Consider the following 12,650-nt stretch of genomic DNA (forward strand, 5'->3'; position numbering starts at 1 on the left):
GGGGGCGTTCTGCTGAACGCCCCACTCGATCTCAATGCTTGCCACCACCGTGGTCGTGGTGGGCTTCGGCATCCGTGGCATCGCTGGCGGCGCCTTGACCGTGGGCAGCGTGGTCAGCACCTTGGCCGGCATGCTCGGGGCTGGCTTGCGCGCCGCCCTTGGCCACCTTGTTGCGCACGGCATCCTTGGCCATCATTTCGTGCATGCACTGCTGGCCGTCCTCGACGCACATGTTCAGGGCGCGCTTGTAGAGGTTGGGTTCGACCGTGGAGAACAGCTCGACCGGGTTGCGCTCGCTGGGCTTGACCAGCTCACGGTAGACATCGCGCGTCAGGGGCTTGCCTTCGGCCTTGGCCTTGGCGACCCACTTGTCGAAGTCTTCGTTGCTCAGACCGTGGAACTTGAAGGTCATGCCGGCGAAGCCCGAGCCGCTGTAGTGCGAGGACATGCCCTGGTACACGCCAGGCTTGTTGATCACCGCGTTCAGCTCGGTCTGCATGCCGGGCATGGTGTAGATCATGCCGGCCAGGGCGGGCACGTAGAACGCGTTCATCGTGGTGCTCGACGTGAGCTTGAAGCGGATGGGGCGATCCACCGGCGCTGCGATCTCGTTGACCGTGGCGATGCCCTGCTCAGGCAGGAAGAACACCCATTTCCAGTCCAGGGAGATCACTTCGACCTCGAGCGGCTTGACGTCGGCAGGCAGCGGCTTGTCGGCGGCGATGCGGTCCAGCGGGCGGTAGGGGTCCAGCTTGTGGGTGCTGATCCAGGTCAGGGCGCCCAGGGCGATGATGATCATCAGCGGGGCGGCCCAGATCACCAGTTCGAGCTGCGTGGAGTGGTCCCAGTCGGGGGCGTAGTCGGCCTCTTTGTTGGACTGGCGATAACGCCAGGCAAACAGCAGGGTCAAGAAGATCACCGGTACGATGATCAGAAGCATCAACACGGTCGAGATGACGATGAGGTCTCGCTGCTGAAGCGCCACATCACCGGAAGGGCTCATCACGACCGCATTGCAACCAGCCAGCAGGGCGATGACGGGGGCCAGGAGGAGGGCCCGGTAGTTCTTGATGGAAGGCATTGCCGGAACAGGAAAATTTGGAGCGCAGGACGCCCAGGAGCCGCAAAATCTACACCCAATGAGATGAGCTGGGAATTGGACGTTTTGTCCATGGTCAATTTTCCCGAATGGTGCGACTCTTGAGTTGTCCGAATGGAACAACATCCGATAACGGAGAACGCATGATGACCAGTATCAGCAGTACCCCCACGGAGCTCAATTCCAGCAACCTGGAGCACGATGCGCGCCAGATCAATGCCAACGGGCACTCCCCCGTGGCGCCCAGCGAGATCGCGGTGGGCGTGGTGATCGGACGAGCGTCCGAATATTTCGACTTTTTCGTCTACGGGATCGCCTCGGTCCTGGTGTTCCCGGCGGTGTTCTTTCCGCACATGGACCGGCTCACGGGCACGCTCTGGTCCTTCGTGATCTTCTCCTTCGCCTTTGTTGCACGACCGTTCGGTACCGCCCTGTTCATGGCGGCCCAGCGGCGCTGGGGGCGAGGCGCAAAGCTCACCATGGCCCTGTTCCTGTTAGGGTTCTCCACGGCCGGAATCGCCTTCCTGCCCGGGTACGCCAGCCTGGGGTTCAACGCCATCTTGCTGCTGTCAGCCCTGCGCGTGCTGCAGGGACTGGCGCTGGGCGGCTCCTGGGACGGCCTGCCCTCGCTGCTGGCGCTGAACGCCCCTGAGGGGCGGCGCGGCTGGTACGCGATGCTGGGGCAACTGGGCGCCCCGGTGGGTTTCGTGATCGCCAGCGCCCTGTTCCTGTTCCTGCACAGCAACCTGAACCAAGCGGATTTCCTGGCCTGGGGCTGGCGCTTCCCCTTCTACGTGGCCTTTGCCATCAACGTGGTGGCGCTGTTCGCCCGCCTGCGCCTGGTGGTCACGGAGGAGTACACACAGCTGCTGGAAGAGCGTGAACTGGAGCCTGTGCCCCTGCACCAGCTGATGCGTGACCAGGGCTACAACATCTTCCTGGGCGCCTTCGCCGCACTGGCCAGCTATGCACTTTTCCACATCGTGACGGTTTTCCCCCTGTCGTGGATCGTGCTGAGCAACACCCAGACCGTCGATGAGGTGCTGTCGGTGCAGATCGTGGGTGGCGCGCTAGCGGTGGTCGGCATGCTGGCCTCCGGCCGCATCGCCGACAAGATCGGCCGCCGACGCACCCTCGGTGCCTTGGCCGTGGCGATCGGTGTGTTCAGCGCCGTGGCGCCCATGCTGCTCAATGGCGGCCCGGTCATGGAAGATGCCTTCATCCTGATCGGCTTCGTGCTGCTGGGCCTGTCCTATGGCCAGGCGGCTGGTGCTGTGACGGCGAACTTTGCGACCAAGTACCGCTACGCCGGCGCGGCCCTGACGGCCGACTTCGCCTGGCTGATCGGCGCGGCCTTCGCCCCGCTGGTGGCCCTGGGCCTGTCGGCGCACTTCGGTCTGGCCTATCTGAGCCTGTACCTGCTGTCCGGCTCGGTGTGCACGCTGGCGGCGCTACGGGTGAACCGCTCGCTGGAAATCAAGGATTGAGCTAGAACGGCCCGGATCGCCCGGCCTGCCAGCGCGGGGCCGGATGGACAAAGCCCCCGCGGTTGCGGCCGCTAGGGGCTTTGTCCATGGAGGGGAGCCAGGCAAGCGTCAGAACAGCTGCATGCTGATCCAGTAAGCCACCGCCGCCACGAAGGCGGAGGCGGGGATTGTCAGGATCCAGGCCCACACGATGTTGCCGGCCACACCCCAGCGCACGGCACTGGCGCGCTGCACCGAGCCCACGCCCACGATGGCACCGGTGATGGTGTGCGTGGTGGAGACGGGAATGCCCATGGCCGTGGCGATGAACAGGGTGAGTGCCCCGCCGGTTTCGGCGCAGAAGCCGCCCACGGGCTTGAGCTTGGTGATCTTCTGGCCCATGGTCTTGACGATACGCCAGCCTCCGAACATGGTGCCGGCCGCGATGGCCATGTAGCAGGTGATGATGGTCCACATGGGCGGGGACGATGAGTCAGCCGCGGCATAGCCGGTGGAGATCAGCAGCATCCAGATGATGCCGATGGTCTTTTGCGCATCGTTGCCGCCGTGGCCCAGGCTGTACGCCCCGGCCGACACCAACTGCAGCCGGCGGAACCAGCGGTCAGCCTTGAGTGGCGTGGTACGGCGAAACAGCCAGGCCACGATCACCATCATCATCGAGCCCAGGATGTAGCCCAGCAGCGGCGACACGAAGATGAACAACACCGTGCGCAGGATGCCCGTGGCCATCAGTGCATCGGCGCCGGCCTTGGCGATCACGGCCCCGACGATGCCGCCGATCAGCGCGTGTGACGAACTGCTGGGGATGCCGTAGTACCAGGTGACCACGTTCCAGGTGATGGCGCCGGTGAGCGCCCCGAACACCACGTGCGCATCGACCACCCCCGGGTCGGCGATGCCCTTGCCCACCGTGGCCGCCACGCTGAGGTGGAACACGAAGATGGCGATGAAGTTGAAGAAGGCCGCGAAGACCACGGCCTGCGTGGGCCGCAGCACCCCGGTGGACACCACGGTGGCGATGGAATTTGCTGCATCATGAAATCCATTCATGAAGTCGAACAACAGCGCCATCCCCACCAGCAGAAGGACGACCCACAGGGCCACCTGCATTTGTTCCATGGTCCGACCCGCCGATCAGGAGTTCTCGAGGATCACGCCCTCGATCAGCTTGGCCACGTCGTCGCACTTGTCGGTGACGGTCTCCAGCAGCTCGTAGATGGCCTTGAGCTTGATGACCTCGCGCACATCGGGCTCTTCACGGAAGAGCTTGCTCATGGCGGCGCGCATCACGCGGTCGGCATCGCTTTCGAGCTGGTCGATCTCTTCGCAGGTTTTGAGCGCGGCGGCGGCGGTTTCGGCATTGCCGATGTCGTGCAGCAGGGCCACAGCATCCTTCAGGCGCTGGGCGCTCTTGACGCACAGGTCGGTCAGGCGCTCGATCTCGCTGGTCATGCGGCGCACGTCGTACAGCGCCATGGTCTCGGCGGCGTCCTGCATCAGGTCGGCCACGTCGTCCATCGTGTTGATCAGCGAGTGGATCTGCTCACGGTCGATCGGGGTGATGAAGGTGGTGTGCAGCAGGCGGTTGACTTCACGCGTGATGCTGTCGGCGGCGCTTTCCGCGACATCGACCTCCTGGTTGTGCTTTTCGCGCAGTTCGGGGTCGTTGTAGTGCTTCACCAGCAGGGCAAAGGCATGGGCGGCGGTCACGATGTGGCCGGCGTGCTGGTTGAACAGCTCAAAAAAATTGCCCTCACGGGGCAGCAGCTTTCCAAAGATCATGGCTTTTCTCGTGCGCCTGGGTGGGGCCGGGCTGGTGGAGCGAATCCGGCATTTTAGCCCGCCATGATCCGATTGGACTATTTAGTCGGCCCTGCAAAATTCACCGATGGAGTTGGAGTTGCCACGCGCTTGGCTTGATCAGCGGGGCGCGTACTCCGGCACCAGCGCGTGCAGGCGCGCACGCAGATCGCCTGCCTGCAGGCCCTGCCCTTCGACCGCCAGCGCCTGCATGCGCTCGATCCAGTCCGCCGCCAGTTCGCCCTTGAGCTGCGCCAGGCGCAGGCGCGGGTGGGGCGTGGGCAGCGTGGTGTCGTCATCGGCCAGCAGCTCTTCATAGAGCTTTTCGCCCGGCCGCAGGCCGCTGAACACGATGGGGATCTCGGCCTCGGTGTGGCCCGAGAGCTTGATCAGCTCGCGCGCCAGATCGGCGATCTTCACCGCCTGGCCCATGTCCATCACGAACACCTGACCAGATTCAGCCAAAGCCGCGGCCTGCAGCACCAGCTGCGCCGCCTCGGGGATGGTCATGAAGTAGCGGGTGATCTCTGGGTGGGTGACGGTGACCGGCCCGCCCTTGGCGATCTGTTCCTTGAACTTGGGGATCACGCTGCCGCTGGAGCCCAGCACGTTGCCGAAGCGCACAGCCATGAAGCGCGTACACAGCGCCTGCTGCGCCCAGTGCGACACCACCATCTCTGCGGCGCGCTTGGTGGCGCCCATCACGTTGGTGGGGTTCACGGCCTTGTCGGTGGAGATCAGCACGAAGCGCTGCACGCCGTGTTCGGCCGCAGCTTGCGCCGCCAGGAAGGTGCCCAGCGTGTTGTTGCGCACGGCGATCCAGGCGTTGTCGTCCTCCATCAGCGGCACGTGCTTGTAAGCGGCGGCGTGGAAGACGATGTCCGGGCGGTGCTGGGCCATCACGCGGCGCAGCGCCTCCAGATCCTTCACATCGCCCACCAGGCGCACCAGCGGCAGGCGCGGGAAGTGCTCGCCCAGATCCTGCTCGACGTTGTAAAGCGCGAACTCGCTGAGCTCGAACAACACGATGCGCGCGGGCCCGAAGCGGGCGATCTGGCGGCACAGCTCCGAACCGATGGAGCCACCCGCGCCGGTGACCAGCACCGTCTGCCCGCTGATCAGCGAAGACACGGCCGATTCATCGAGCTTGACGGGCTCGCGGCCCAGCAGGTCTTCTGGCTCGATGTCGCGCACACGGTCGATGCGCGAGCGGCCTTCACGCAGTTCGTCCGCGCTGGGCACGGTCACCACGGGCAGGCCGGCGGCCACCGCCAGGTCCAGCGCACGCTTGCGCTGCGCCCCGCTGGCCGATGGCATGGCCAGGATCAGGTGCGAGACACCATCGAGCGTATCGGGCTGCGACAGCAGCTCCAGCCCACCCCAGACGGACACGCCGGCCACGCGGGCACCGTGCTTGCGCACATCGTCATCGAGCAGGCCGACCACTGTCCAGCCGCGGTGCTGGATGCCCGCGATCAGCAGCTTGGCCGCCGCACCCGCGCCCAGCACCAATGCGCGCTGGCCGCTGTCCTTGGTGCCGGTGCGCCTGGCCCGTGCATGCTCATGCCCCATGCGCAGCAGCATGCGCGCCAGCGTCAGGGCCATCAGGGCGAGCAAAGGGTGCAGGGCCAGCACGGCGCGCGGCACCTCCACCAGTTGCGCCATCAGCACCAGCACGGCCGACACCAGGCCGGCGCCCAGGCACATCCAGCCCAGGCGTGAGACCTCGCTGAAGCTCACGTAGCGCCAGGCCGCCTTGGGCACGCCCAGCGCCCACGACCACAGGCTGTAGATCAGGATCACGCCCAGCAGCACGGCCGCATCGTAGTGAGGCGGCTCATGCAGCCAGCGCTCCACCCCCATGCGGAACAGGTAGGTGGCATGCCAGGCCAGCGCGATCAGCACGGCATCGACCAACATGACGACCAGTTGACGGCGCGGGCGCAGGCGGTCCAGCAGGCGGTCGAGGCGGCTCCAGAGCATGGTGAGGTAGATCGGTGTCGGCGTGTCAGGCGAAGGTCAACCCGGCATTGTGCCAGTTGGGCCCGGCCAGCCTGACCCTCCGCCAGCGTCCGAAGCACCGATCCCCGAGGCGCCTCAATCGTAACAATTCATTTATCAACGAAACAAATGTGAACGCACCAGATCCACAGACACCCCGGCCCCCCTCGGGGTCAGGCCCCTTCCACTAAGCTGCCTTGGTTGACAAGAAAGACATACCGTTCAGAACACATGCATGCTCACGCGCCTCCCGCTCACCGCCGGCTGCGGGGCCTGTCCTTTCGGCAATCGCTGCTGGCGGCCTTCCTGGTGATCACGGCCCTGCTCGGCGGTGCAGCCGTGCAGGCCTTGCTGGCGCTCGAACACGTGGCACGGCAAAGCCGTGAAGCCGCGCACCATGCCGTGCGCCTGACCGAAAGCGCCCAGCGGCTGGCCGAGCGCACCGTGGCCATGGAACGCAGCGCGCGCCAGTTCCTGGTGCTCGATGACGCCAGCCTGCGCGAGCGTTACCAGGCCGCCTGGCAGGAGGCCCTGGCCACGCAGGATGTGATCGCCAAGGCCCTGCCCACCGAGCAGCAGGCCCTGCGTGATTGGGAGGCCCAGGCCCAGGCCGCCTGGGACATCCTCAACGGCACGCCCCGCCAGGCTGCCTTGCCACTGCTCACGCCCCTGTTCAGCCGCCTGCATGCGCTCAACGAAACCCTGGCCCAGCGCAGCCAGCAGGAGGTCGACCGCCGCAACGATGCCCTGCTGACGGATCTGGAGCACGAACGCCAGTTGATCAGCGGGCTGGTCATCGGGGCCCTCGGCCTGGCCGCGCTGTTCGCCTTCGGCTTCGGCTGGTGGCTGTCACGGCCCATGAAGCGCATCGGCCAGGCCATCGAGCGACTGGGCGGCAACCAGTTCGACCAACCCATCACCGTGAAGGGCCCGGTCGATCTGCAACGCCTGGGCGCGCAGCTCGACTGGCTGCGCCTGCGTCTGGCCGCGCTCGAATCCGACAAGACACGCTTCGTGCGGCACATCTCGCACGAGCTCAAAACCCCGCTGGCCTCGATCCGCGAAGGCGTGGCCCTGCTGCAGGATGGCGTGGCCGGCCAGCTCACGCCCGACCAGGCGGAGATCGCCCGCATCCTGCGCGACAGCACCGTCGCGCTGCAAGGCCAGATCGAAGACCTGCTGCGCTTTCATGCCACCGCCTTCGAGGCCCAGAAGCTGCGCTGCCAGCCCCTTGATGTGAAGGCGCTGGTAGAGCGCATCGCCGAAGCCCAACGCCTGCAGTGGCAGGCCAAGAACCTCAGCGTGAACATCTCGGGGGCACAGGGCCGTGCCCAGCTCGATGCCGACAAGCTGTCGGTGGTGCTGGGCAACCTGTTGTCGAACGCCGTGCGCTTCAGCCCCGAAGGCCACCCCATCAATTTCATCGTCTCGGAGAACCGCCGCCGCCTGACCATCGACTGCATCGATGAAGGCCCCGGCGTGGCCCCGGAAGACGCCGACCGCATCTTCGACCCCTTCTATCAGGGCCGCCATCAACCGGCCGGTGCCCGCCATGGCAGCGGCATCGGCCTGTCCATCGTGCGCGAGTATGTACGGGCCCATGGCGGCTCGGTGCGCCTGCTGCCACGCGAAGGTGGCGCCCATTTCAGGATTGAACTGCCTCATGAAAAAGCCGCTGCATGACCCTCGCTGGCCTGCGCGCGGGCGCTCAGGCGCCCTGGCCTTGCTGGCGCTCTTGCTGAGCGCCCTGCTGGGTGCCTGTGCCACATCACCGCCACCGCTGCCCGCCGAGCCCCCGCCCCCCGTGCCGCCCACGGTGGCCAGTGAGCCCGCGCCTGCGGCCGACGTGCCCATCACGCCCTCCGGCGTGGAGATCTTGCTGGCCTACCACCAGAACCTGCGCGCACTGAACCCGGTCGAGATCGCACGTGAGGTGAACAACCTCAATAGCCAGGCCAAGACGCCGATGTTGGCCATGCGCAAGGCCATGGCGCTCAGCATGAGCCGCACCACCAATGACCTGACCCTGGCACAGATCCACCTGGATTCCGTGCTCAGCAGCACCGACCAGGATGCCGAGGCCTTGAAGCCCCTGGCGCGCCTGCTGGGCACGCAGTGGAGCGAACAGCGCCGCCTGAGCGATTCGCTCGACCGGCTCAACACCCAGGCCCGCGACAACCAGCGCAAGACCGATCAACTCAACGAGAAGCTCGAAGCGCTCAAGGCCATCGAACGCACATTGCCGGCCTCACCCGCCGCACCGGGCCCCGCGACCGGCGCCTCCTCCGTCAAGCAACAAGGTGGATGACCATGCCCCAACAAGCCCCCTCGATCCTGCTGGTGGATGACGACACCGACCTGCTGCGCCTGCTGACCATGCGCCTGAGCGCCGCCGGCTACCAGGTCAGCACCGCCGAATCCGCCGAAGCGGCCCTGGCCCAGTTGGCCGTGGCCCAGCCCACGCTGGTGATCAGCGACGTGCGCCTGCCCGGCCTGGACGGCCTGCAGCTGTTCGACGAGATCCGCGCCCAGCACCCCGCGCTGCCCGTGATCCTGCTGACGGCGCACGGCACCATCCCCGATGCGGTGGACGCCACCTCGCGCGGCGCCTTCGCCTACCTGACCAAGCCCTTCGACAGCCACGAGCTGCTCGACAAGGTCTGCCAGGCCACCAGCCTGAGCCCCGGCGCCCAGACCGATGACGGCGGCGACAACCGCTGGCGCGAGGAGATCATCAGCCGCAGCCAGGCCATGGCCGATGTGCTGGCCGAAGCGCGCCTGGTAGCCGCCACCGATGCCAGCGTGCTGATCGCCGGCGACAGCGGTGCCGGCAAGGAACTGCTGGCCCGCGCCATCCACCGCGCCAGCCCGCGCGCGCGCAAGCCTTTCGTGGCCATCAACTGCGGCGCCATCCCGGAGCAGTTGCTGGAGTCGGAACTGTTCGGCCACGTCAAGGGCGCCTTCACCGGCGCGCAGACCAGCCGCCAGGGCCTGTTCCAGACGGCCGATGGCGGCACGCTCTTTCTGGATGAGATCGGCGACATGCCCCCGGCTCTGCAGGTCAAGCTGCTGCGCGCGCTGCAGGAGCGCACCGTGCGCCCGGTGGGCAGCAACGAAGCCATCCCCGTGGATGTGCGCGTGCTCTCGGCCACCCACCGCGACCTGGACGGCGCCATGGCCGAGGGCCAGTTCCGCCCCGACCTGTTCTACCGCCTGAACGTGGTCCGCCTGCGCCTGCCTTCACTGGCCGAGCGCCGCGAAGACATCCCCCTGCTGGCCCAGCACTTCCTGACACAACTGGCCGAGAAGTACCGCAAGACGCTGCACGGCTTCGCGCCCGATGCGCTGGAAGCCCTGGTGGCCGCGCCCTGGCCGGGCAACGTGCGCCAGCTCGTCAACGCGGTCGAGCAGATGTGCGCGCTGGCCACCTCGCCACTGATCCCCTTGACGCTGGTACAGCGTGCCCTGCAGGCCGAATCGCCCACGCAGGTGCTGAACTACGCCAATGCCAAGCAACGCTTCGAACGGGGCTACCTGAGCCAGTTGCTCAAGCTCACTGCGGGCAATGTCGCCGATGCTGCACGCCTGGCTGACCGCAACCGCACGGAGTTCTACCGCCTGCTGCAGCGCCATGGCCTGGTGCCGCAGCATTTCCGGGGTGACGTAGTGCCCATGGACGAGGCGTCGGGCTCAGGCGACAAGAAAAGCGCTTTGAATTCAAGCACTTAGCTTGCACGCAACACACTGCTGTCGCCACATGGCGACGCAAAACAGGGGTTTGGCGACCAGTTTGCGCCTGGACCGCCCACCGGTGATTCGCAAGTTGTTGATTCACATGAATTTTTCTGAACTGGCACGGACGTTGCCCTAGCAAGAGTGTGATGCCCTCGACGGCATCGCGATTCTTTCCATGTCAATGCACAGAAGGAGATTCCTATGCAACAACGCTCTGCCATCGCCAGCCTGATCGCCGCCGCCGCCCTGATGGCCGGTGCCACTGTCCACGCTGCTGACGTGACCGCCCCGGCTTCGCCGCAGGTCCAATCGCCGGCAGCCACGGAAGCTTCTCCCGCTGGCGATGCTGCGGTGACCAGCCAAGTGAAGGCCGCCCTGCAAGAGAACAAGCAGTTGTCTTCGCAGAAGATCGACGTGTCCACCACGGACGGCGTCGTGGTGCTCAAGGGCTCGATCCCCAGCGCTGAAGCCGCTCAACAGGCCATCGAAGCCACCTCGGCTGTGCCTGGCGTCAAGGACGTCAAGAACGAGCTGAAGCTGGGCAAGTGATCGTTTGATCCTGCCTTGGCCTTGATCGGTCAGCCAGACGGGCTGCTCAGGGTCGCGAAAGAAGGAGATCTCTCTTTGCTGGGGGTCTCCTTTTTTTGTTTTGCGCTGGTTTTTGCGCTTTGTCGTAGCAGCACCCGACGCAGTCAAAACAGCCAAGCAACTCAACGCCGAACAATCGCCCCAATCGTCCGCAGGATCAACCACACATCCAGCGCCAACGAGGATCGGTCCACATACCGCGCTGCCAGCATCAACTTGTGCGGCAACACCTCCCGCAGATAAGCCTGCTCCGGATCACTCGCCCGCGCCAGCACCGCACTCTCATCCCGGTATTCGATCGACGCAATGTCGGTGATCCCCGGCCGCACCGACAGCACCTTGTCGCGCAAGTCAGCCGGGTAATGCGCCACATACCGCGGCACCTCCGGCCGCGGCCCCACCAGGCTCATGTCGCCCAGCCAGACGTCGATCAACTGCGCCAGTTCATCGAACTTGCTGGCCCTGAGAAAACCGCCCACCCGCGTGATCCGCGCATCCGCCCCCACCGTGATCTGAGGCCCCGCCCCCACCGGGTCGTGCCGCATCGTGCGGAACTTGTGAATGCGAAAAGCCTTGCCGTACCGCCCCACCCGCTCCTGCCGGAAGAACACCGGCCCGGGCGAATCCAGCTTGACCAGCAGCGCAATCGCCAGCAGCAGCGGCGACAGCGCCAGCAGGCCCAGCGAAGACAACACCCAGTCGAACAGGCGCTTGGCCATGGGCAACCTCAGCAACCGCGCCGGCTCAGGCCCGGCCCAGCGCCTTGCGCACTGCGGTGATCACACGCTCGACATCGGCATCCGTCATGCGCGTGTACAGCGGCAGCGTCACCATGCGCTCATAAGCTTTCTGGCTGTGCGGGAACTGCTCGGGGCGCAGGTCGTAGCGCTCCTTCCAGTAGGGGTGCAGGTGCAGCGGGATGTAGTGCACGCTCACGCCGATACCGTCGGCGAACAGGCTGTCGATGAAGGCATCGCGGTCGATCGGTGCGTCATCGGCCAGGCGGGTCACGTACAGGTGCCACGAATGCGTGTCACCTGCGTGCACAGGGCGCGGCGGGCGGATGATGGGCAGGTCGGCAAAGGCCTCGTCGTAGCGCTGCGCGATCTGCTCGCGGCGCACCTGGAAGCCCGGCAGGCGCTTGAGCTGGTGCAGGCCCAGTGCAGCAGCGATGTCGGTGAGGTTGTACTTGAAGCCGGGCGCCACGATCTCGTAGTACCAGCTGGGCACTTTGGCCGTGAAGCGGTCGAAGGCATCGCGGTTGATGCCGTGCAGGCGCATCACCTTGGCGCGCGCGGCCAGGTCCTTGTCGCGCGTGATCAGCATGCCGCCTTCGCCCGTGGTCATGGTCTTGTTGGCGTAGAAGCTGAAGACCACGGCGTCGCTCTTGAGCGTGCCGACCAGTTGGCCCTTGTAGGTGGTGGGCAGCGAATGGGCCGCGTCCTCGATCACCTTCAGATTGTGCTTTTGCGCGATGGCATGGATGGCGTCCATGTCCACCGCCAGGCCCGCGTAGTGCACCGGCATGATGGCCTTGGTGGCAGGCGTGATGGCGGCTTCGATGGCGACCGGGTCGATGTTGAGCGTGGCCGGGTCGATGTCGACCAGCTTCACGTCGGCGCCCAGGTAGCGCACCACCTCGGCCGTGGCCGTGAAGGTGTGCGTGGTGGTGATGACCTCGTCGCCCGGGCCGATGCCCACGGCTTCGAGCGCCAGGTGCAGGCCGGCGGTGGCCGAGTTCACGGCGATGGCCTGCAGGCTGTCATCGCCCAGGAAGGCCACGAAATCCTGCTCGAAGCGGCGCGTCTTGGGCCCGGTGGTGACCCAGCCCGAGCGCAGCGCATCAGCCACCTCGGCGATTTCTTCTTCACCGATCTCGGGCAGGGCAAAGGGCAGGAAGGGCAGGCTTTGGTCGGTGCTCATGGGTCGGTGCGAATGGC

11 protein-coding genes are annotated in these 12,650 nt (G+C 66.0%); 5 read left to right on the forward strand and 6 right to left on the reverse strand.

From position 1 onward, the window contains the following. Positions 1-31 precede the first annotated feature (31 nt). Entirely contained in the window at positions 32-1,081 is a 1,050-nt protein-coding gene (gene cyoA, locus WAQ08_RS14585) for a ubiquinol oxidase subunit II (RefSeq protein ID WP_422192405.1), read from the reverse strand. A 161-nt stretch (positions 1,082-1,242) separates the two neighbouring features. Here cyoA and WAQ08_RS14590 point away from each other — a divergent pair, with 161 nt between their 5' ends. Next, the gene (locus tag WAQ08_RS14590; RefSeq protein WP_422192407.1) at positions 1,243-2,586 is read left to right on the forward strand and encodes an MFS transporter; all 1,344 of its coding nucleotides are present in this window, start codon (positions 1,243-1,245) and stop codon (positions 2,584-2,586) included. A gap of 108 nt (positions 2,587-2,694) precedes the next feature. Here the strand turns inward: WAQ08_RS14590 and WAQ08_RS14595 are convergent, their stop codons facing one another. The 3 genes from WAQ08_RS14595 to WAQ08_RS14605 all read right to left on the reverse strand — a co-directional run bounded on the left by WAQ08_RS14595 (position 2,695) and on the right by WAQ08_RS14605 (position 6,369). Then, the gene (locus WAQ08_RS14595) at positions 2,695-3,705 is read right to left on the reverse strand and encodes an inorganic phosphate transporter (RefSeq protein ID WP_422192409.1); all 1,011 of its coding nucleotides are present in this window, start codon (positions 3,703-3,705) and stop codon (positions 2,695-2,697) included. A gap of 15 nt (positions 3,706-3,720) precedes the next feature. Continuing rightward, entirely contained in the window at positions 3,721-4,368 is a 648-nt protein-coding gene (locus WAQ08_RS14600) for a DUF47 domain-containing protein (protein ID WP_422192411.1), read from the reverse strand. 138 nt (positions 4,369-4,506) lie between these two features. Continuing rightward, complete coding sequence (locus WAQ08_RS14605) at positions 4,507-6,369, reverse strand: polysaccharide biosynthesis protein (RefSeq protein WP_422192412.1); 1,863 nt, start codon at positions 6,367-6,369, stop codon at positions 4,507-4,509. 249 nt (positions 6,370-6,618) lie between these two features. Between WAQ08_RS14605 and WAQ08_RS14610 the strand changes: the two genes are divergently transcribed. The 4 genes from WAQ08_RS14610 (at position 6,619) to WAQ08_RS14625 (ending at position 10,671) form a co-directional block, all read left to right on the forward strand. Then, positions 6,619-8,070 carry an ATP-binding protein gene (locus WAQ08_RS14610; RefSeq protein WP_422192414.1) on the forward strand — a complete coding sequence of 484 codons (1,452 nt, stop codon included), beginning with the start codon at positions 6,619-6,621 and terminating at the stop codon, positions 8,068-8,070. Continuing rightward, positions 8,051-8,695 carry a hypothetical protein gene (locus tag WAQ08_RS14615; RefSeq protein WP_422192415.1) on the forward strand — a complete coding sequence of 215 codons (645 nt, stop codon included), beginning with the start codon at positions 8,051-8,053 and terminating at the stop codon, positions 8,693-8,695. Before WAQ08_RS14610 ends, WAQ08_RS14615 begins: the two co-directional genes overlap by 20 nt. 2 nt (positions 8,696-8,697) lie before the next feature. Then, positions 8,698-10,116, forward strand: a complete 1,419-nt coding sequence (locus WAQ08_RS14620; protein ID WP_422192416.1) for a sigma 54-interacting transcriptional regulator — start codon at positions 8,698-8,700, stop codon at positions 10,114-10,116. A 207-nt stretch (positions 10,117-10,323) separates the two neighbouring features. Continuing rightward, a complete protein-coding gene (locus WAQ08_RS14625) occupies positions 10,324-10,671 on the forward strand; it encodes a BON domain-containing protein (RefSeq protein ID WP_422192418.1) in 348 nt (115 codons plus the stop codon). 161 nt (positions 10,672-10,832) lie between these two features. On the opposite strand, the gene WAQ08_RS14630 is transcribed toward WAQ08_RS14625, so the two are convergent. Together WAQ08_RS14630 and WAQ08_RS14635 are read right to left on the reverse strand one after the other, a co-directional pair. Then, positions 10,833-11,429 carry a sugar transferase gene (locus tag WAQ08_RS14630; protein ID WP_422192420.1) on the reverse strand — a complete coding sequence of 199 codons (597 nt, stop codon included), beginning with the start codon at positions 11,427-11,429 and terminating at the stop codon, positions 10,833-10,835. A gap of 25 nt (positions 11,430-11,454) precedes the next feature. Further along, entirely contained in the window at positions 11,455-12,633 is a 1,179-nt protein-coding gene (locus tag WAQ08_RS14635) for a DegT/DnrJ/EryC1/StrS family aminotransferase (protein WP_422192422.1), read from the reverse strand. Between the last annotated feature and the right edge of the window lie 17 nt (positions 12,634-12,650).

The organism is Aquabacterium sp., assembly GCF_049274795.1.
GTDB lineage: Bacteria > Pseudomonadota > Gammaproteobacteria > Burkholderiales > Burkholderiaceae_C > Aquabacterium.

Excerpts from the sequence above, each read along its gene's own strand:
- cyoA (WP_422192405.1), bottom strand. The coding sequence starts at position 1,081 with ATGCCTTCCATCAAGAACTACCGGGCCCTCCTCCTGGCCCCCGTCATC.
- WAQ08_RS14590 (WP_422192407.1), top strand. The coding sequence starts at position 1,243 with ATGATGACCAGTATCAGCAGTACCCCCACGGAGCTCAATTCCAGCAAC.
- WAQ08_RS14595 (WP_422192409.1), bottom strand. The coding sequence starts at position 3,705 with ATGGAACAAATGCAGGTGGCCCTGTGGGTCGTCCTTCTGCTGGTGGGG.
- WAQ08_RS14600 (WP_422192411.1), bottom strand. The coding sequence starts at position 4,368 with ATGATCTTTGGAAAGCTGCTGCCCCGTGAGGGCAATTTTTTTGAGCTG.
- WAQ08_RS14605 (WP_422192412.1), bottom strand. The coding sequence starts at position 6,369 with ATGCTCTGGAGCCGCCTCGACCGCCTGCTGGACCGCCTGCGCCCGCGC.
- WAQ08_RS14610 (WP_422192414.1), top strand. The coding sequence starts at position 6,619 with ATGCATGCTCACGCGCCTCCCGCTCACCGCCGGCTGCGGGGCCTGTCC.
- WAQ08_RS14615 (WP_422192415.1), top strand. The coding sequence starts at position 8,051 with ATGAAAAAGCCGCTGCATGACCCTCGCTGGCCTGCGCGCGGGCGCTCA.
- WAQ08_RS14620 (WP_422192416.1), top strand. The coding sequence starts at position 8,698 with ATGCCCCAACAAGCCCCCTCGATCCTGCTGGTGGATGACGACACCGAC.
- WAQ08_RS14625 (WP_422192418.1), top strand. The coding sequence starts at position 10,324 with ATGCAACAACGCTCTGCCATCGCCAGCCTGATCGCCGCCGCCGCCCTG.
- WAQ08_RS14630 (WP_422192420.1), bottom strand. The coding sequence starts at position 11,429 with ATGGCCAAGCGCCTGTTCGACTGGGTGTTGTCTTCGCTGGGCCTGCTG.
- WAQ08_RS14635 (WP_422192422.1), bottom strand. The coding sequence starts at position 12,633 with ATGAGCACCGACCAAAGCCTGCCCTTCCTGCCCTTTGCCCTGCCCGAG.